Here is a 19,304-nt window from a genome sequence, read left to right as displayed (position 1 = left end):
TCGCGAGGCTGACCGGAGGATGACACCAGGAACAGGTGTGCGCAGACGCGCCCACGTCGACCTCTCCGTCATCCGTTCGACGGCAGCCGCCGCGATCTCGTCCCTCCCCGACTGCACCGCCGATCTCCGCGCCGACGCGTACGGACACGGGCTCATCCCCGTGGCTCGTGCGCTGACCGACGCGGGGGTCGGCGGTTTTCTCGTCTCCCGGGTCGAGGATGCCGCGGCACTCGCCGACGAGGGTCTGCCCGTCGACGCGATCGTCGGGAGTGCCCCTGGCGCATCCCTGCTCGGCCCGGAGCTCTTCGGCCTCGACCTCGACCGACCGCGCCCGGCGGCCATGCGCCTCGAGGGCGAGATCATCGCCGTCAAACGCGTCCCCGCCGACCGGGGCGTCTCGTACGGCTACACCTACCGCACGGCCCGGCCCAGCACGCTCGTGCTGGTCGCGCTCGGCTACGCCGACGGCATCCTGCGCGTCGCCTCCAACAAGGCGCCGGTGAAGGTCGGCGACACCGTCGGCCGCATCACCGGCCGCATCGCCATGGACCAGTTCGTGGTCGACATCGGCGACGACACCGCCAGCCCGGGCGATCCGGTCGTCCTGTTCGGCGACCCGGACCGCGGTGAGCCGACGGTGCGGGACTGGGCGGATGCGCTGGGCGTCGCCGCTCCGGTCATCACGAGCCGGCTCGGCCGCCGCATCGAGAGGACGTACAGCGCGTGACCATCGTGGATGCCGTCGCCGAGCCGCTCCCCCGTGCCGTCATCGACCTCGCCGCCGTGCGGCACAACGTCGCGCACCTCACCCGCCTCATCGCACCGGCGCAGACGATGCTCGCGGTGAAGGCGGACGCCTACGGCCACGGGCTGCTCCCGGTCGCCGAGGCCGGCCTCGAAGCCGGAGCGACCTCGCTCGCCGTGCTCGAGATCCCGGCCGGGCTGGTCCTCCGCCGCGCGGGCATCACCGCCCCGCTGCTCGCCTGGCTGCACGGCCAGGACACCGACTGGCGCGCCGGGATCGAGGCCGACATCGAGCTCGGCGTCTCGGCGCACTGGCAGCTGGAGGCCATCGCCGCGGCGGGAGCCGACCGCCCAGCGATCGTCCACCTGAAGGTCGACACCGGGCTCAGCCGCAACGGCGCCACCCGCGAGGAGTGGCCCGGCCTGATCCGCGCGGCCCTCGAGCTGCAGGAGCGCGGCGTGATCCGCATCCGCGCCGCCTGGTCGCATCTGGCCGACGCATCGATGGCCGACGACGAGGCCGCCCTCGCCGAGTTCCGCTCGGCGGTCGTCCAGGCGGAGCGCCTGGGCGCCTCGTTCCGGGTGCTGCACCTGGCCGCGAGCTCGGCGGGTATCCGGATGCCCGAGGCGCGTTTCGACTTCGTGCGGTTCGGCATCGCCGCCTACGGTTTCTCCCCGTTCGACGACTCGACCGGCGGCGAGCTCGGCCTCATCCCGGCGATGCGCCTGGAGGCTCCGGTCACCGAGATCCACGTCGGAGGCACGACGCACGCCCGCCTCGGGATCGGCTACGCCGACGGCGTTCCGACGCTCGGCATCGCCAAGACGTCCATCCAGCTGAACGGCCGCCGCTGCCCCGTGATCGAGGTCGCCGCCGACAGCATGCTGGTGGATGCGGGAGCGCACCGGGTCGAGGTCGGAGATACCGCGATCCTGTTCGGGCCGGGAACCGACGGAGAGGCGACGGCCGAGACGTACGCCGACTGGGCGGAGACGATCGCCGACGAGATGATCACCGGCGTCGCCGCGCGCGTCCCCCGCGTCTACATCAACTGACCCCCGCCCCTCGCGGCCCGAGGTGCGACACCATGTCACCACTCGGGGGAAGTAGCGGCGACGAGTCACCACTCGACGGGATCAGGGCCCGGGGTCAGAGGGAGACGCCGAGGCGGTCGGCGATCGCGCGGCGAGCGTTCGTCGCGTAGCGGTCCACGCGCTCCGTCTGCGGCACCGGGGGAAGCTCGCCGCGCAGTGCGGCGCTGAGCAGGCGGTCGGCCAGCACCGGGTTCATCGGCAGCAGCGGTCCGTGCAGGTGGGTTCCGATCGAGGAGCCGACCACCACGCCCTCCACCGAGCCGTCGTTACCCGTGCCGCGCACCACGCGACCGAGCGGCTCAGCGCCGTCGAGCACGGTGCGGGCCGAGTGGTTCTCGAAGCCGGCGATCGTCGTGCCGTCCGCGAGCCGCACCACGATCTCGCCGACGTGCCGCTTGCCCCCGAGCGCGGCGCGCGACGGGAACACCGCTGCGCCCGCCAGCACCTCGCCGTCCGGGGTCTCGAGCTGGGTTCCCAGCAGCTGCCAGCCGCCTGCGATCGCAACGAACGGCACTCCCGCGTCGCGCCACTGGCGCAGCCGCGGCGCGATCCGCAGCACGTCGTCGTGGACGGCGCGCTGCGCCGAGAGCGGGCCAGAACCGATGTGAACGATGTCGGCGCTCGCCGGCAGCTCCGCGCCCGGCGCATGGGTCACGACGTCGACCTCGACTCCGCGCCAGCGGGCACGCTCGGCCAGAGCAAGGACATTGCCCGCATCGCCGTTGATCCCGAGCTCGGCCGGGTACAGGTGCAGGATGCGCAGAACGGTCATCGCTCGCCGCCCTCCAGATCGAGGAAGCCGAGCTGCTTGCGGATGAGCATCATCTGCTCGTAGTTCACGATCATCGTCTTGGTGCCGCGCGACGGCTTCGGCAGCGCCAGGAACGCCTGCAGCGCGGGCTTCAGCTCGGGGACGACCTGGTCGACCTCGATGCCGGCGTAGGCGAACCGCGTCGCGAACTGCCAGGCCTTCGTTCCGGACACCACGTCGACGTGGGTCAGCTTCGACAGGTCGATGTCGTACACCCACGACGGGTCCGGCGTGCCCTCGTCGACGGACACGAACACCTGTTCCGGCGACTCGCTCAGGTAGTCGAGGTTCAGCTGCAGGCTCGGCGGGTTCTTCATCATGATGATCTCGATGTCCTCGTCGCCGACATGCAACGTCTCGCCGCGGCCGTACACCGTGCGGAGCGCGGCCATCGCGGCGACGACGGCATTCGGCTGGAACCGGTCGCCGAGCAGCCGGCGCGCCATCGCTGTCGCGCCCGCCGCATCCACCGCGTAGTGCAGGCCACGCGCGGGCAGACCGATCCGGACGTTCTCGCCTCCGATGGTCAGCTGCGCGCTCTGCACTTCGAGCTTGCTGACGAACACCGAGGGGATGGGCAGCGCGCCAGCGGCCGCGCCCGTCAGGTCCTTGACGTTGGCCAGGCCGTTGGGCGACGCCTCGATGATCGACGGCGCCACGGCGAAGGTGGAGACATCCCGCCCCGCCGCGGCCAGCTCGGCGCCCACCCGGGCGAGGCTGTCGTCGTCCGCGTTCACGACGACGAACTCCGAGGAGCCCTCCGCGATCGAACGCAGCATCCCGATCACACGGGTCGGCTCGAAGAAGCGGTTCAGCTGGTCGATCTGGACGTTGAGCAGCAGCGAACCGCGCGGCTTCAGCACGCGCGCGAGGTCGACGCCGTAGGCCTCGTCCACCTCGATCACACCGACGTCGCCGCGGACGTAGCCGTCGAGCGGAACGTCGGCGAGCAGCGCGGACGCGATGCCCTGCGGCAGGTTGCCGCCGGACGGATTCGTGAACACGTCGAGCCCGTGCTCGCGCAGGATCGCGGTGAGCATATTGGTCGTCGTCGACTTGCCGTTCGAGCCGGACACGAACACGACGCCGAGCGGGAGACGGCTGACCGCGCGCTCCAGGAACTTCGGGGCGATGGCCAGCGCGACCCGGCCGGGGACCGCGGAGCCGCCTCCCCGCAGGCGCAGGAGCCAGCGGGCGAGGCGGCCGGCGATGACCGCCAGTCGGTACCGCACCGGTTTACTCGAGGTAGTCGCGCAGCGACTGCGAACGCGACGGGTGACGCAGCTTCGCCATCGTCTTCGACTCGATCTGGCGGATGCGCTCGCGCGTCACACCGAACGTGTCGCCGATCTGGTCGAGCGTCTTCGGCATCCCGTCGCCGAGGCCGAAGCGCATGCGGATCACGCCCGCCTCGCGCTCGGAGAGCGAGTCGAGCAGGCTCTCCAGCTGCTTCTGCAGCATCGTGAAGCCCACCGCGTCGGCCGGGACGACCGCCTCGGTGTCCTCGATCAGGTCGCCGAACTCACTGTCGCCGTCCTCACCCAGCGGGGTGTGCAGCGAGATGGGCTCGCGACCGTACTTCTGCACCTCGATGACCTTCTCCGGGGTCATGTCGAGTTCCTTCGACAGCTCCTCGGGGGTGGGCTCGCGGCCCAGGTCCTGCAGCATCTGACGCTGCACGCGGGCCAGCTTGTTGATGACCTCCACCATGTGGACCGGGATGCGGATGGTCCGCGCCTGGTCCGCCATCGCGCGGGTGATCGCCTGACGGATCCACCACGTGGCGTAGGTCGAGAACTTGAAGCCCTTCGTGTAGTCGAACTTCTCGACAGCACGGATGAGGCCCAGGTTGCCCTCCTGGATGAGGTCGAGGAACTGCATGCCTCGGCCGGTGTAGCGCTTCGCGAGGCTGACCACGAGGCGCAGGTTCGCGCCGAGCAGGTGGCTCTTCGCGCGCTGGCCGTCGCGGGCGACCCACTTCAGCTCGCGCTCGAGCTCCTTGCTCAGGTTCGGGGTGTTCGCGAGCTTGTCCTCCGCGAACAGACCGGCCTCGATGCGCATGGCGAGCTCGACCTCTTCGGCCGCGTTCAGCAGCGGGACCTTGCCGATCTGCTTCAGGTAGTCCTTGACCGGGTCGGCCGTCGCGCCGGTGATCGTCGAGGAGTAGACGGGGATGTCGTCGTCCTCGTCCACGGCGCGCAGCACGAGCGCGTCCGTCGGAAGCGGGATGTCGCCGACCGGGATGGTCACCGCGGGCTTCTTGCCCTCGGCGTCGTCGCCATCGGCGTCGTCGGAGTCGGCCTCGTCGGTCGTCTCCGTCTCGTCCGCGTCGTCTGCCACCGCGTCGTCGTCCGCGACGACGGCCACGTCCTCCACGTCGATCTCGACCTCGGCGTCGTCGTCGATCTCGTCGTCGTCCGCCGCACTGCCCTTCGCCTTGCTCGACGCGGTCTGCTTCTTCGCAGCCGTCTTCGTCGCAGCCTTCTTCGGAGCCGCCTTCGCGGCGGTCTTCCTGGCGGGCTTCGCCGTCTCCTCCGCGACGACGGTCACGGTCTCGTCGACCTCGACCTCCGCATCGCGGGTCTTCGTTGCTGCACGGGTTGCCATGTGAACACCTTTCATACCAAGCAGAGGGGCCGGGATCCTGACGGCCGAGCCTGGCTCAGGGTTTGCGTGCGGACACTACTAAGACCCATGTCAAGTCCTGGGTGATTGCGCCGGGCATCGTCAAATGCTCCGGCCCAGGGACATGAACGGGTCCAGACGTCAATTATTGCACGCTCCACGTGAGCCCCCGACCACGTACGGCCATCTCGGATCGAATCGGGACGCCGCCTGCGCCCCTACAGCGCTTCGCGCCCGCCGCGCCTCCTCCACGCTCCGACGAGTGCAACCCACAGAGGGGCCACTTCTATTCCCTCGTCGTCCTTCAGCCGGCGACGCGTGCGGCGTCGTGCGTGCACCAGGAACCCCACTCCGATGCCGACGATCACGTACTGGATGGCGAACGCCCAGCGGAAGTGGTCCAGCTGGTAGAGCTGCGCATCCCCGCCCGCCCCGTGCGCCTGCACGTCGAGCGAGACGCCGATCAGGAACATCATCACGAAGCTGGCGAGGAAGCCGCCGACGTTCACGATGCCGTTCGCGGACCCGAGGCTGTGAAGCGGGTTGAAGGTGCGGGCGAAGTCGAAGCCGATGAGCGACCCGGGGCCGCCGATCCCGATGGCCGCGATGAGGACGATCACGGTCCAGAGCGGCGGCTGCCCGGGCCAGAGCAGCACCAGCGTCCACGCGGCCGCCATCAGGCCGACGATCGCGAGCACCAGGTTGCTTCGGCGCATCGGGAAGCGGGCGGTGAGGATGCCGAGGATCGGACCGGAGATGAGGCCGGCGCCGACGAGCACGGTGAGCAGGGCGGACGCCTCCGCCGGCTCGATGCCGATGGCGAAGACGAGGAACGGGATGCCCCACATCAGGCTGAACACCGTTCCGGAGGACTGCGTGACGAAGTGCGACCAGAAGCCGAGCTGCGTGCCCGGGCGCGCCAGGCTGATTCGCAGCTGCCGCAGCGAGTCGGACCAGGACACCGGGCGCGGCCCCTCGCTCGCGCCGACCGGGCGGTCGGTGACCGCGGCGACGATGCCCACCAGGGCGACGACGGAGAGCGCTGCGGCCGTGAGGAAGGCCACCGTCCAGCCGGAGAGGTGCAGCAGCAGCGCGAAGGGGACGGCCGACAGCACCTGTCCCAGCTGGCCGACGTTGCCGATCCACTGCGACAGCTGCGGGACGATCTTCCCGCGGAACCACGAGTTGGTGAGCCGCATGAGAGAGGTGAAGACCGTCGCGTCGCCCGCTCCGACCAGGATGCGCCCGACGATCGCGATCGCGATGCTCGGCGCCAGTGCGACGGCGACCTGTCCGACGACCATCAGAGCGGTGCCCGCGATCATCAGGACGCGCGACCCGATGCGGTCGATGAGCACGCCCACCGGCACCTGCATCCCCGCGTAGACGATCAGCTGGACGACCGCGAGGGTCGAGAGGACGGAGGCGGAGACGTGGAAGCGGTCGGTCGCCGCGACCCCGGCGACGCCGATGGTCGTCCGCTGCATGACCGCGATCAGATACGCGAAGACACCGATCCCGTAGACGACCCAGGAGCGACGCGAGTTCACCGAACGATCCTATGCCCGTCGTCCGGGCATGCCCGCGCGCCGACGCGGACGCGGGGTCAGGCGTAAGCGCTCAGCGCTCGCCGCGCCCGTTCTCCTCGTCGCCGTGGCGGCGGAAGGCGAGGAAGTTCTCCAGCTCCGCCGCGATCTCGTCGGCGCTCGGCAGCTCGCCGTCGCTGTCGGTCAGCGGAGAGCGCAGCTGCGTGTCCTCCATATAGGAGTCGTGCCGCTCCTCCAGCGTGCCGACGAGGCGGCCCAGCTCGGTGTTGCCCGCGACCTGCTCGTCGATGTTCGCGACGAACTCGCGGTCCTCCTGGCGCAGGCGGTCGGTCGGGAAGATGAGGCCCGTCGCCGCGCTGATCGAGTCGAGGGCGGCGATCGCCGCCGCCGGGTACTCGGTGTCGGCGAGGTAGTGCGGGATCAGCAGGATGAAACCGGCGATCGGGTACGACAGCTGCTGCAGGCGGTACTCCAGCAGGTGCAGGGCGTTCGCGGGCACCTGCGTGTGCGGCTTCCAGATCGACATGGAGTCGATGAGCTCGGTCCGGTTGCCGCTCACCGTCACCCCGATCGGCCGGGTGTGCGGGACGGGCATCGGGATGGAGTGGACCCAGGTCACGCTCTTCACCTTGTAGCGCTCGATCAGGCCGAGAACGGCCTCCGTGAACGCCTCCCACCGGAAGTCCGGCTCGAACCCGGAGAGCAGCAGGAACGGCTGGCGCAGCTCGTCGTACGCGAGGTACAGCTTGAGCGTCGCCGGCTGATAGTCGGTGAGGTGGTCCTGATCGAAGTAGATGATGGGGCGGCGGGCGCGGTAGTCGAGCAGGATGTCCGCGTCGAAGGTGGCGACCACCTCGCTGTCGAGCGTGCCGAGCAGATAGGTGCCCAGCTGGCTCACGCCGGAGCCCGCGTCGGCGAAGCCGGTCAGCCCCGCGACCAGCGGCAATCCCTCCGGCACAGCCAGTGCCGGGTTGAGCTCGAACAGTTCGCCGGGGTCACGCATATCTCAACTCTAGAGCGGACCCCGGCGGCGGGAGCCGGGTCTCCGCCGGGTGCGGGAACGCCCACAGCGAACACGGCCGCGGCCCCGACGGGCCGGGACGGCACGCGCGTGCGCGTTAGGGTCGAGACATGACCGTTCCCGCGCTGACCGTGACCGACGCATCCACCCCCACCGGCCCCGCCGACGTCCTCGTGGTCGCCGCCCGGGTCGCCCGCGACAGTGTGACCGTGCTGTCCGGCGGCGGCGGGGACGAACTGGCGCAGCAGTTGCGGGACGTCGGATTCGCCGGAGGCAAGGACGAGCTGGTCCGCCTGCCCGCTCAGGGCTCCGGTCCGTCGCTCGCCGTGATCGGGCTGCCGGAGGGCGGGGAGGACGCCCTCCGCTACGCCGCGGGCAGCGCCGTGCGGCAGCTGGCCGGCGCGGGCGCTGTCGCGCTCGACCTCCCCGCGGAGGGCGACGCGCAGCTGGGCGCCGTGGTCGAGGGTGCTGCGCTCGGCGCGTACGCCTTCACCGAGTACCGGGAGAAGAGCCGTGCCGCGGTCAAGGACCCGGTGGGCTCCATCGAGGTGCTCGGGGCAGCGTCCGACGCCGGTGCGCTGGTCGCCCGCGCCACCGCCGTCGCCGAGGCCGCGGCCCTCGTCAAGGACCTCGTGAACACTCCCCCGCTCGACCTCTACCCCGAGACGTTCGCCGAGCGCGCGCAGGCCGCGTCGTCGGACCTCCCCGTGTCGGTGACCGTGTGGGACGAGGAGCAGCTCGCGGTGGAGGGCTTCGGCGGCATCCTCGGCGTCGGGCAGGGCTCGACCCGCCCGCCGCGCCTGGTCAAGGTGTCCTACTCCCCCGACGGCGCCGCCCGGCACCTCGCGCTGGTGGGCAAGGGAATCACCTTCGACTCCGGCGGACTGTCGTTGAAGCCGGCGACCGGGATGGTCGGCATGAAGTACGACATGACCGGCGCCGCGACGGTGCTCGGCGTCGTGCTCGCCGCCGCGCGTCTGGCGCTGCCGGTGCGCGTCACGGCGTGGCTGTGCCTCGCGGAGAACATGCCGTCGGGGTCGGCGATCCGCCCGAACGACGTGCTGCGCATCCGCGGAGGGCGGACGGTCGAGGTGCTCAACACCGACGCCGAGGGCCGGCTCGTGCTCGCGGACGGCCTCGTCGCCGCGAGCGAGGAGCAGCCCGATGCGATCGTCGACGTCGCCACCCTGACCGGCGCCGCGATGGTCGCCCTCGGCACCCGATACGCCGCGGTGATGGGCTCGGACGACCTGGTCGACCAGGTGCTCACGGCCGGCAAGGAGACCGGCGAGCTGCTCTGGCCGATGCCGCTCCCCGGCGAACTGCGCGCCACCATCAACTCGGACGTTGCCGACATCGCGAACGCCAACCCGGGCAACACCGCCGGCGGCGCTCTGCTCGCCGGCGTGTTCCTGCAGGAGTTCGTCGGCCGCACCGGCGACGCGGACGACGCGCCGCGCATCCCGTGGGCGCACCTCGACATCGCGGGGCCGGCGAAGAGCCCGGCCGCTCCGTACGGTTTCACCGGCAAGGGCCCGTCCGCCGTCAGCGTAAGGGCGCTCATCCGTCTGGCCGAGAGCTTTTCCCGGAAGTAGTAGGGTCGTATGGGCGGGAAATCCCGCCCATCAACACGTCTCCCGGAGCCACCCCTCTGGGCGGCAAATCGTGTCACATGATCCTGATGCGCGAGGGAGTAGCTGGGTGTCTGAGCAGAACTTTGACATTGTGGTGCTCGGCGGTGGGAGTGGAGGCTACGCAGCGGCGCTGCGTGCGGCCGAACTCGGTTTCACCGTCGGCATGATCGAGAAGGACAAGGTCGGCGGCACCTGCCTGCACCGCGGCTGCGTCCCCACGAAGGCGCTGCTCCACGCGGCCGAGGTGGCCGACTACTCGCGGGAGTCGTCGAAGTACGGCATCGTGACCCAGCTGCAGGGCGTCGACATCAACGGCGTCAGCGAGTACCGCAAGGGGATCGTCGCCAAGAAGTACAAGGGCCTCCAGGGCCTGGTGAAGGCCCGCGGCATCACCGTCATCGAGGGCGAGGGTCGCCTGACCTCCCCGACCACCGTCCAGGTGGGCGACGACACGATCGTCGGCAAGAACGTCATCCTGGCCACCGGCTCCTACTCGCGCTCGCTTCCGGGCCTCGAGATCGGCGGCCGCGTGATCACGAGCGAGCAGGCTCTCGAGCTCGACTTCGTCCCCCGCAAGGTGGCCGTGCTCGGCGGCGGCGTCATCGGCGTCGAATTCGCCAGCGTGTGGAAGTCGTTCGGCTCCGAGGTCACCATCATCGAGGCGCTGCCTCACCTCGTCCCGAACGAGGACGAGTCGATCAGCAAGTCGCTGGAGCGCGCGTTCCGTCGCCGCGGCATCGACTACCGCCTCGGCATCCGCTTCCAGGGCGTCACCCAGAACGAGAACGGCGTCGTCGTGACCCTCGAGAACGGCGACACCGTCGAGGCCGATGTCCTCCTGGTGGCCGTTGGCCGTGGCCCGCTCACGCAGGGTCTGGGCTTCGAGGAGGTCGGGGTCACCATGGACCGCGGCTTCGTCATCACCGACGAGCGCCTGCACACGAACATCCCCGGCGTCTACGCCGTCGGCGACATCGTGCCCGGTCTGCAGCTCGCGCACCGTGGATTCCAGCAGGGCATCTTCGTCGCCGAGGAGATCGCGGGCCTGAACCCGATCGTCATCCCGGACGTCAACATCCCGAAGGTCACCTACTGCGACCCGGAGGTCGCCTCGATCGGCCTCACCGAGGCCAAGGCAGTCGAGAAGTACGGTGCCGACAGCGTCAGCAGCTACGACTACAGCCTCGCCGGCAACGCCAAGAGCGAGATCATCGGCACGAACGGCAGCGTCAAGGTCGTCCGCGTCAACGATGGCCCCGTGGTCGGCGTGCACATGATCGGCGCCCGCGTCGGCGAGCTCATCGGCGAGGCGCAGCTGGCCGTGAACTGGGAGGCGTACCCCGAGGACATCGCGCCCCTCATCCACGCGCACCCCACGCAGAACGAGTCGCTCGGCGAGGCCTTCCTGTACCTCTCGGGTAAGCCGCTGCACACCCTCTAGGACGACCAGCCGGGTCCGCGCCGCGCGGACCCGGCTGCAATAAGCTACTGAACGATCAGGTTTTGAAGGAGAGAAGCTCATGAGCGAATCCGTCAGCCTCCCGGCGCTCGGCGAGAGCGTCACGGAAGGCACGGTCACCCGCTGGCTGAAGAACGTTGGCGACCGTGTCGAGGTGGACGAGCCCCTGCTCGAAGTCTCGACCGACAAGGTCGACACCGAGATCCCGTCGCCGGTCGCCGGCGTCATCGAGGAGATCCTGGTGCAGGAGGACGAGACGGTCGAGGTGGGCACTGCGCTCGTGACGATCGGCGACGGCTCCGGCGCTGGCGCCGAGGCGCCTGCTGCTCCGGCGGCCGAGGCCGCTCCCGCGGAGGCGGCTCCGGCCGAGCAGGCGGCTCCGGCCGAGCAGCCTCCCGCTCCCGCCGAGCAGGCTGCCGCGCAGGCCGCTCCGGCTCCCGCCGCCGCACCGGCTCCTGCTCCCGCGGCGCAGGCCGCTCCGGCTCCGGCTGAGCAGGCCGCTCCTGCTCCGGCCCAGCCGGCCGCACCCGCACCGGCTCCGGCTCCGGCTCCCGCACCGGCCGCCCCCGCAGCACCGGCTCCCGCTGCCCCGGCAGCCCCTGCCGCGCAGGCCGCGCCCGCGCAGGAGGCCCCAGCGGCCTCCGGCAGCTCCTCGTCGGGCGCTCACGCCGGCAACGCCGGCTACGTGACGCCGATCGTGCGCAAGCTCGCGAACGAGCAGGGCGTCGACCTCTCCACCGTCACCGGCACCGGTGTCGGTGGGCGCATCCGCAAGGAGGACATCCTCTCGGCTGCCGCCCCCGCCGCGGCTCAGGGCGGCTCGCAGGCCGCCGAGGCGGCTCCGGCCCCCGAGGTGTCGCCGCTGCGCGGAACCACGCAGCCGATGTCGCGCCTCCGTAAGGTCGTCGCGGAGCGCGCCGTCGTCTCGATGCAGTCGACCGCGCAGCTCACCAGCGTCGTCGAGGTCGATGTCACGAAGGTCGCCGCCCTGCGCGACCGCGTGAAGGCCGACTTCCTGGCCAAGACCGGCGTGAAGCTCTCCTTCCTGCCGTTCTTCGCGCTGGCCGCCGCCGAAGCGCTGAAGACGTACCCCGTCATCAATGCGACGGTGGACGGCGACAGCATCGTGTACCCGGACCACGAGAACATGTCGATCGCCGTCGACACCGAGCGCGGCCTGCTCACCCCGGTGGTGCGCAACGCGTCCGAGCTCGACATCGCGGGCCTCGCGAAGGAGATCACCGACCTGGCGGAGCGCACCCGCGACAACCGCCTCAAGCCGGACGAGCTGGCCGGCGGCACCTTCACGCTGACGAACACCGGTTCGCGCGGCGCGCTGTTCGACACCCCGGTCGTGTTCCTCCCGCAGGTCGCGATCCTGGGCACGGGCATCGTCACGAAGAAGCCGGTCGTCATCTCGGCCGACGGCACCGACTCGATCGCCATCCGGTCGACGGTGTACCTGGCTCTCTCGTACGACCACCGCATCGTGGACGGCGCCGATGCTGCCCGCTTCCTCGTCGCGGTCAAGAACCGCCTCGAGGGCGGCAACTTCGAGGCCAACCTCGGAATCTGATCCGCTCACGGGTACACCGCCCGTAGCCGCCACCCGGCCTCGCTCCTCACCAGCAGGAGCGAGGCCGGTTCGCTTTTCGGGGTGCGGGCCGCGTCCGGAGCAGCGCTGATGAGCGCGGCAGCGCCCCACCGCTCGACCAGGGACAGCTGCGCGCCGCGGTAGTCCCGGGCCCCGCTTGCGCCCTTCTCGCCCAGAGCCGCCGTCTCCTCCGCGATGAGTGGCGATCCGTCGTCGAGGACGGCCGTGAGACAGCCGGTGCGCGGAGGGCGGGCCGCGAAGCACGAATGCCGGGCAGCGAGGATGGCGCGTGCCGCCTCCACCGGATCCGATTCCGGGGCGGCCGACGCAGCGGCCGATGCAGCCGCCGATGCCGTGGCCGGCACCGGACCGGAATGCGACACTTCCGGCTCCTCCACCCGTTCTCCCGGCACCCGTTCTCCCGGCACCCGTTCGCCCGGAGCCGTCGCCGGCGCCGTCGCCGTCGCCGGTGCCGTCCCCGACGAGGGCAGCAGGGCGACCAGCGCGACGGCCGCCACCACGGGAACCACGGCGACCGCCACGAGCACGGGTCGGCGACGCGCGAACGCTCGGAGCCGTCGACCGAGAGCGCGCCCCGGACGACCATCGAGCGCATCCATCGCCCGGCTCGCCAGGAGGGCGATCCGCACGCCCGGCCGCCCGGCGACGGCCCCGCGTGCGGACCAGCTCGGCACGGGAGGACCGGATGCGGTCAGCCCCACCGCCCGATCGGACCCGGTCGCGTCGACCCGACCGGCCTCGGACTGCCCGGGATCGGCGAACGCCACCGGTTCCGGGGCGACCGCGCGCAGCACGGCCTCGGCGAGCGCGGTCCAGCTCCCGTGCCGGAGCCCGTCCTCCACCGCCCCGAGGAGACGCATCCCGGAGCCGTCGACCACCCTCAGACACACCGTCCTGCCGAGAGCGTAGAAACGCTCGGCGTCCGTGACCGCTCCATCCGCCGTCCACGGCTGCACCCCGTCGAGCGCATCGAGAGCGGGACAGCCGTCGCCGAGGAACACGATGCCGGGGCCCGTGAGCTCCGGCCCCGCCCACCCGGACGCATGCAGTGCCCCCAGCCCGGCGGCGACCCCCAGCAGGATCGTCGCCGCCTCGCCCGACCGGATGCCGCCCCGTCGAGCGAGGAGACCCTCGAGGTCGCCGTGTTCCGGGGCCTCCAGCAGCACGGCATCCACCTCCCTCCCCCGCACGCGCCGAACCGCGGATGCCCCGACGATGCCGACGACGTGCTCACTCGCCGCCGCAGCGCGCGCGTCGAGTTCGTGGCAGGCACGGTCCGGTCCGGGAGGGCGCTCACGCACCCGCAGGAGGCACCGCCCGGGCAGCCGGTCGCCGGACACGGTCAGCCGCGCCTCGTCCGGCGGGCTGCCGACAGGACGGCACTCGGACGCACCCACCTCCCACCCCTCGTCTGCGGCGATGGACCGCGCCGCCCGGAGAAGATCGGCAGGTGTCAGTATCCGGTCACCGGATCGAGGCGGAGCGGAGGGTCGGATGGGCGCTGAGCGGAGGGAGACAGGAGAGGAAGTCACCCGTCCATCCCATCCGTCCGGCCGACGCGGCGGGTTCGCGGCCGCCGATCTGTGCAGAACCTGTCCGCGCGTCCGCCTGTGAGCACCTGTCCGCCGCCGCGCATAGACTGACCGGGTGACCACGTATGACGTCACGGGGCTAAGCGCCAACTCCGTGCCGTATCTCGAGGCCCTTCAACAGCAGCGTGCCCTGCACGCCGCCGTCGTCGCAGGCCGGGCGCCCGATACCGTCATCCTCCTCGAGCACTCCCCGGTGTACACCGCGGGAAAGAGGACCTCACCGGACGAACGTCCCACCGACGGCACCCCCGTCGTCGACGTCGACCGGGGAGGCAAGATCACCTGGCACGGGCCGGGTCAGCTCGTGGGGTACCCGATCCTCCGTCTCCACGACCCCATCGACGTCGTCGGCTACGTCCGCGCGCTCGAACGGGTGCTCATCGACGTCCTCGCCCGCCTCGGCGTCACGGGGGTCCAGATCGAGGGCCGCTCCGGGGTGTGGATGCGGCCGGAGCACAACCCGGGAGCGACCACGGACGAGAAGATCGCCGCCATCGGCATCCGCGTCGCGGAAGGCGTCACCATGCACGGCTTCGCCCTCAACTGCTCCAACAGCCTCGACGCGTACGAGCGGATCGTCGCCTGCGGCATCCGCGACGCCGGGGTGACGACGATCTCCCGCGTTCTCGGCCGGACCGTGACGCCGCAGGACGTCGCGCCTCTCGTGATGGACGCGTTCGACCTGGAGTTCACCGCAGCGGAGGCCGTCGCATGAGCGCCGTCCCCGAGGGGCGCCGGATGCTGCGCCTCGAGGTCCGCAACGCCCAGACGCCGATCGAGCGCAAGCCCGAGTGGATCAAGACGAAGGCGAAGATGGGGCCGGAGTACCGGCAGCTGCAGAGCCTGGTGAAGTCCGAGGAGCTGCACACGGTCTGCCAGGAGGCCGGCTGTCCCAACATCTACGAGTGCTGGGAGGACCGGGAGGCGACCTTCCTCATCGGCGGCTCGCAGTGCACGCGCCGCTGCGACTTCTGCCAGATCGACACCGGGAAGCCGGCGGAGTTCGACCGCGACGAGCCGCGCCGCGTCGGCGAGTCCGTGCAGCGCATGGGGCTCCGTTACGCGACCGTGACGGGTGTCGCCCGCGACGACCTGGAGGACGAGGGGTCGTGGCTGTACGCGGAGACGATCCGCGAGATCCACCGCCAGTCGCCGGGGACGGGGGTCGAGATCCTGGTGCCCGACTTCTCCGGCAACCCGGAGCACCTCGGACAGGTCTTCTCGGCGCGCCCGGAGGTGTTCGCCCACAACGTGGAGACGGTGCCGCGCATCTTCAAGCGCATCCGGCCCGCCTTCCGCTACGACCGCTCGCTCGACGTGCTGACCCAGGGGCGTGCCGCCGGGCTCATCACCAAGTCGAACCTCATCCTCGGGATGGGCGAGGAGCGCCACGAGATCAGCACGGCTCTGCGCGACCTCCACGACGCGGGGACCGACATCATCACGATCACGCAGTACCTGCGGCCGAGCCCCCGGCACCTGCCGGTGGCGCGCTGGGTGCACCCGGACGAGTTCGTCGAGCTCAAGCAGGAGGCGGAGGAGATCGGATTCCTGGGCGTCCTGGCGGGTCCGCTGGTGCGGTCGTCGTACCGCGCGGGCCGGCTGTGGGCGCAATCCATGCAGGCGAAGGGACGGCCGGTGCCGGACGAGCTGCGGCACCTCGCCGACGCGACTCTCGGCTTCGCGCAGGCGGTCTCCTGAGAGCCCTCTCCCCGCAGCGAACGGGTCATCTGGAACGCCGCCGAGCCGGTATCCTTGGAGCTATGGCAAAGGACAAGTCCACCAAGGAGCCCGGCCGTCTGAAGCAGATGTGGCAGGTGTTCCAGATGACCCGCCGGTACGACGACCGCGCGGTGCTGTACATCGTCCTCGGGGCTGTCCTGCCGATCATCCTCGGCGTCCTGCTCGCCGTGTTCCTCTCGGGCGGCAACGTCTTCACGATGGTGCTGTGGATCCTGGCGGGCGTGCTCGCCGGCGTCCTGATCGCGCTCATCATCCTCGGCCGGCGCGCGGAGCGTGCCGCGTACTCGCAGATCGAGGGTCAGCCGGGCGCGGTCGGTGCCGTGCTGCGGTCGTCGCTGAAGCGCAGCTGGCGCGGCTCGGAGATGCCGGTCGCCGTCAACGGCAAGACGCAGGATGCGGTGTACCGGGCCACCGGTCGCGGCGGCGTCGTGCTCATCAGCGAGGGCCCCGTCACCCGCACCAAGCGGATGATCGACGAGGAGCGCCGCAAGGTGAACCGCGTGCTGCCGAACGTGCCGGTCACGGTCATCAGCGTCGGGCCGGACGCCGACTCGGTGCCGCTGCACAAGGTGCCGCGCACCCTCGCCAAGATCAAGCCGACGCTCACCAAGGCCGAGGTGCTCGCGATCAGCAACCGGCTCCAGTCCATGGAGAACCAGATGCCGATCCCGAAGGGCATCGACCCGATGAAGGTGCGGGCTCAGCGCGCCCGCTGACCCGCCTCCTCGGAGTGGGCACCGCCCCTCCGTCGAGTACGCAAAGACTGCACGTTTTCCGGCGGAATCCGTGCAGTTTGTGCGTACTCGACGGTGGGCGGAGGCCCGTCAGGAGCGGATGAGGACGGTCCCAGCGATCTTGTCGTGGAAACCGCGCTGGTCCGAGTCCCAGACCAGCGCCGGGATGACGACGCACAGCAGCAGCGTCCGCACGATCGGACGCCAGACCCCGACCCAGCCGCCGCGCACCGCGACGACGCGCATCCCCACCGCCCGATGGCCGATGCTGCCGCCGAGCGTCGGGATGAACACGATCTGCAGAACGGCGAAGATCGCGATCGTCGCCCACGAGTCGTAGCGGAAGAACGCGAACGACAGCAGGGAGGCGATGGCCCAGTCGATCGCGATCGCCGCGATGCGCCGTCCGACGCGCCCGACCGATCGGGGACCCGACTCGGGAAGGCCCAGGCGCTCCCCCGGGTAACGGCTGGGGGCGATGTCTCCTGGACGGTTCGTGGGGTTCTGCGGCACCCGCAGAGTCTACCGAGCGCCGTCTGGGACATCCCCGGCCCGGGTACGCGTAACATGCCCGAAACATTCGCGTGACCCCCGGGAAACCCCCTCCCTCTAGCTTTGACGTGGGCTGCACGCGCAGTCCGGTCACCCGCAAAGCCATTGGGAGTCGTCCGTATGTTCCGTGATTCGTCTGAGGTGCTCAAGTTCATCAAGGACACCGACGTGAAGTTCCTCGATATCCGCTTCACCGACCTTCCCGGTGTGCAGCAGCACTTCAACATCCCCGCTGCAACCGTCGACGAGGAGTTCTTCTCCGTCGGCCAGCTGTTCGACGGCTCCTCGATCCGCGGGTTCGCGTCGATCCACGAGTCCGACATGCAGCTCATCCCGGACGTGTCCACCGCCTACATCGACCCGTTCCGCGCCGAGCGCACGCTGATCATGGTGTTCGACATCTACAACCCGCGCAACGGCGAGATCTACGCGAAGGACCCGCGTCAGGTCGCCAAGAAGGCGGAGAAGTACCTCGCGTCGACCGGCATCGCCGACACCGCGTACTTCGCCCCCGAGGCGGAGTTCTACATCTTCGACGACGTGCGCTACGAGGTGAAGCAGAACTCGAGCTTCTACTCCGTCGACTCGGAGGAGGGCGCCTGGAACTCCGGCCGCGTCGAAGAGGGCGGCAACCTGGGCAACAAGACCCCGTACAAGGGCGGCTACTTCCCGGTCAGCCCGGTCGACAAGCAGGCCGACCTGCGCGACGACATCTCGCTCAAGCTGATCGAGGCCGGCCTCATCCTGGAGCGCGCGCACCACGAGGTGGGCACCGGCGGCCAGGCCGAGATCAACTACCGCTTCGACACCATGGTGCACGCGGCGGACGACATCCTGAAGTTCAAGTACATCGTCAAGAACACCGCCAACGAGTGGGGCAAGACGGCCACGTTCATGCCGAAGCCGCTCTTCGGCGACAACGGCTCGGGCATGCACACCCACCAGTCGCTGTGGAACGACGGCAAGCCGCTGTTCTACGACGAGGCCGGCTACGGCGGCCTCTCGGACATCGCCCGCTGGTACATCGGCGGTCTGCTGAAGCACGCTCCCGCGGTGCTGGCGTTCACGAACCCGACGGTGAACTCGTTCCACCGCCTGGTCCCCGGCTTCGAGGCCCCGGTCAACCTGGTCTACTCGGCCGGAAACCGCTCGGCGTCGATCCGCATCCCGATCACGGGCTCCAACCCGAAGGCGAAGCGCATCGAGTTCCGCGCCCCCGACGCGTCCGGAAACCCGTACCTCGCGTTCGCCGCGCAGCTGATGGCGGGCCTCGACGGCATCAAGAACCGCATCGAGCCGCACGAGCCGGTCGACAAGGACCTCTACGAGCTTCCCCCGGAGGAGGCGCGCAACATCCCGCAGGTGCCGGCGTCGCTCGGCGAGGCGCTCGACGCGCTCGAGGCCGACCACGACTTCCTCACCGCGGGCGGCGTGTTCACCCCGGAGCTCATCGAGACCTGGATCGAGTACAAGCGCGAGAAGGAGATCAAGCCGCTCGCGCAGCGTCCGCACCCCTTCGAGTACGAGCTGTACTACGGGGTCTGACCCGCACCGGAGCCACGAAGAGGGCCGCATCCGATCACGGATGCGGCCCTCTTTCTTTTTTCTTGCCGACCCTGTCGACCTTTCGCGCCGCCGTTCGACACGATGATAGGAGGGTGCGACCGAAGCACCCCGGACCTGAGGGAGACACCCCATGAAGTACATGCTGATCATGCGCTCGGATGACGCCGCCAAGGAGGCCTACCAGGAGATGGACTTCAACGAGGTCATCACCCGCATGGGCCAGTACAACGAGCAGCTCATCTCCGCCGGCGTGCTGCTGGCGGGCGAGGGCCTGGCGGACGACGTCGCCGAGACCGGGTTCGTCGTCGACTTCTCGTCGACGCCGCCGGCGATCACCGACGGCCCCTACGGCGAGACGCACGAGCTGTTCAACGGCTTCTGGATCCTCGAGGTCGGTTCGAAGGAGGAGGCGGCGGAGTGGGCGAGCCGCTGCCCGCTGGGGCCCGGCTCGAAGCTGGAGGTTCGGCGCGTGACCGACGAGAGCGACTTCGCGGCCTTCGCCGACAACGAGTACATCCAGAAAGAAGCCGAATGGCGGGCGGCCGCGGACAAGGCCTGAACGACCG

The 19,304-nt window shown here is 70.4% G+C and carries 17 protein-coding genes; 10 read left to right on the top strand and 7 right to left on the bottom strand.

Translation table 11 applies throughout. The features are described from left to right. Positions 1-37 precede the first annotated feature (37 nt). Positions 38-727 (top strand): alanine racemase C-terminal domain-containing protein, encoded by a 690-nt coding sequence (locus tag BLW09_RS06895; RefSeq protein ID WP_089910246.1) that lies wholly within the window; start codon positions 38-40, stop codon positions 725-727. After that, entirely contained in the window at positions 724-1,800 is a 1,077-nt protein-coding gene (gene alr, locus BLW09_RS06890; RefSeq protein ID WP_089910243.1) for an alanine racemase, read from the top strand. The genes BLW09_RS06895 and alr overlap by 4 nt, the downstream gene beginning before the upstream one ends. A 94-nt stretch (positions 1,801-1,894) precedes the next feature. On the opposite strand, the gene BLW09_RS06885 is transcribed toward alr, so the two are convergent. The 5 genes from BLW09_RS06885 to BLW09_RS06865 form a co-directional block, all read right to left on the bottom strand. Continuing rightward, positions 1,895-2,611 (bottom strand): type 1 glutamine amidotransferase, encoded by a 717-nt coding sequence (locus BLW09_RS06885; RefSeq protein WP_089910241.1) that lies wholly within the window; start codon positions 2,609-2,611, stop codon positions 1,895-1,897. Next, positions 2,608-3,882, bottom strand: a complete 1,275-nt coding sequence (locus BLW09_RS06880) for a MurT ligase domain-containing protein (RefSeq protein ID WP_089910239.1) — start codon at positions 3,880-3,882, stop codon at positions 2,608-2,610. Before BLW09_RS06880 ends, BLW09_RS06885 begins: the two co-directional genes overlap by 4 nt. Before the next feature lie 4 nt (positions 3,883-3,886). Continuing rightward, a complete protein-coding gene (locus tag BLW09_RS06875; protein ID WP_172824179.1) occupies positions 3,887-5,257 on the bottom strand; it encodes an RNA polymerase sigma factor in 1,371 nt (456 codons plus the stop codon). Between the two features lie 236 nt (positions 5,258-5,493). Continuing rightward, positions 5,494-6,825: an MFS transporter gene (locus tag BLW09_RS06870; protein WP_089910233.1), complete on the bottom strand. Its 1,332-nt coding sequence runs from the start codon at positions 6,823-6,825 to the stop codon at positions 5,494-5,496. Between the two features lie 70 nt (positions 6,826-6,895). Next, positions 6,896-7,825 carry a proteasome assembly chaperone family protein gene (locus BLW09_RS06865; protein WP_089910230.1) on the bottom strand — a complete coding sequence of 310 codons (930 nt, stop codon included), beginning with the start codon at positions 7,823-7,825 and terminating at the stop codon, positions 6,896-6,898. A 128-nt stretch (positions 7,826-7,953) separates the two neighbouring features. Here BLW09_RS06865 and BLW09_RS06860 point away from each other — a divergent pair, with 128 nt between their 5' ends. The 3 genes from BLW09_RS06860 to sucB all read left to right on the top strand — a co-directional run bounded on the left by BLW09_RS06860 (position 7,954) and on the right by sucB (position 12,512). Next, positions 7,954-9,438, top strand: a complete 1,485-nt coding sequence (locus tag BLW09_RS06860; RefSeq protein ID WP_089910227.1) for a leucyl aminopeptidase — start codon at positions 7,954-7,956, stop codon at positions 9,436-9,438. A gap of 106 nt (positions 9,439-9,544) precedes the next feature. After that, positions 9,545-10,918: a dihydrolipoyl dehydrogenase gene (lpdA, locus tag BLW09_RS06855; RefSeq protein WP_089910224.1), complete on the top strand. Its 1,374-nt coding sequence runs from the start codon at positions 9,545-9,547 to the stop codon at positions 10,916-10,918. Positions 10,919-10,997: 79 nt separating this feature from the next. Beyond that, complete coding sequence (gene sucB, locus BLW09_RS06850; protein WP_089910222.1) at positions 10,998-12,512, top strand: 2-oxoglutarate dehydrogenase, E2 component, dihydrolipoamide succinyltransferase; 1,515 nt, start codon at positions 10,998-11,000, stop codon at positions 12,510-12,512. Between the two features lie 5 nt (positions 12,513-12,517). Here the strand turns inward: sucB and BLW09_RS06845 are convergent, their stop codons facing one another. Further along, positions 12,518-13,948 carry a hypothetical protein gene (locus BLW09_RS06845; RefSeq protein ID WP_089910218.1) on the bottom strand — a complete coding sequence of 477 codons (1,431 nt, stop codon included), beginning with the start codon at positions 13,946-13,948 and terminating at the stop codon, positions 12,518-12,520. A 250-nt stretch (positions 13,949-14,198) separates the two neighbouring features. Between BLW09_RS06845 and lipB the strand changes: the two genes are divergently transcribed. The 3 genes from lipB to BLW09_RS06830 all read left to right on the top strand — a co-directional run bounded on the left by lipB (position 14,199) and on the right by BLW09_RS06830 (position 16,602). After that, a complete protein-coding gene (lipB, locus tag BLW09_RS06840) occupies positions 14,199-14,858 on the top strand; it encodes a lipoyl(octanoyl) transferase LipB (protein WP_089910215.1) in 660 nt (219 codons plus the stop codon). Continuing rightward, positions 14,855-15,844 carry a lipoyl synthase gene (gene lipA / locus BLW09_RS06835; RefSeq protein ID WP_089910212.1) on the top strand — a complete coding sequence of 330 codons (990 nt, stop codon included), beginning with the start codon at positions 14,855-14,857 and terminating at the stop codon, positions 15,842-15,844. Before lipB ends, lipA begins: the two co-directional genes overlap by 4 nt. Before the next feature lie 62 nt (positions 15,845-15,906). Next, positions 15,907-16,602 carry a DUF4191 domain-containing protein gene (locus BLW09_RS06830; protein ID WP_089910209.1) on the top strand — a complete coding sequence of 232 codons (696 nt, stop codon included), beginning with the start codon at positions 15,907-15,909 and terminating at the stop codon, positions 16,600-16,602. 108 nt (positions 16,603-16,710) lie between these two features. Here the strand turns inward: BLW09_RS06830 and BLW09_RS06825 are convergent, their stop codons facing one another. Next, on the bottom strand, positions 16,711-17,133 hold the full coding sequence (locus BLW09_RS06825; protein ID WP_089910206.1) for an RDD family protein: 423 nt from the start codon (positions 17,131-17,133) through the stop codon (positions 16,711-16,713). A gap of 159 nt (positions 17,134-17,292) precedes the next feature. On the opposite strand from BLW09_RS06825, the gene glnA reads away from it, so the two are divergent. Together glnA and BLW09_RS06815 are read left to right on the top strand one after the other, a co-directional pair. Then, positions 17,293-18,717: a type I glutamate--ammonia ligase gene (glnA, locus tag BLW09_RS06820; protein ID WP_089910204.1), complete on the top strand. Its 1,425-nt coding sequence runs from the start codon at positions 17,293-17,295 to the stop codon at positions 18,715-18,717. Between the two features lie 151 nt (positions 18,718-18,868). Next, on the top strand, positions 18,869-19,297 hold the full coding sequence (locus BLW09_RS06815) for a YciI family protein (protein ID WP_089910201.1): 429 nt from the start codon (positions 18,869-18,871) through the stop codon (positions 19,295-19,297). Positions 19,298-19,304 lie beyond the last annotated feature (7 nt).

Source organism: Leifsonia sp. 21MFCrub1.1, from assembly GCF_900107895.1.
Classification (GTDB): domain Bacteria; phylum Actinomycetota; class Actinomycetes; order Actinomycetales; family Microbacteriaceae; genus Leifsonia; species Leifsonia soli.
The sequence above is the reverse complement of the archived record's forward strand: the minus strand, read 5'-3'. Positions and strand labels throughout refer to the sequence as shown.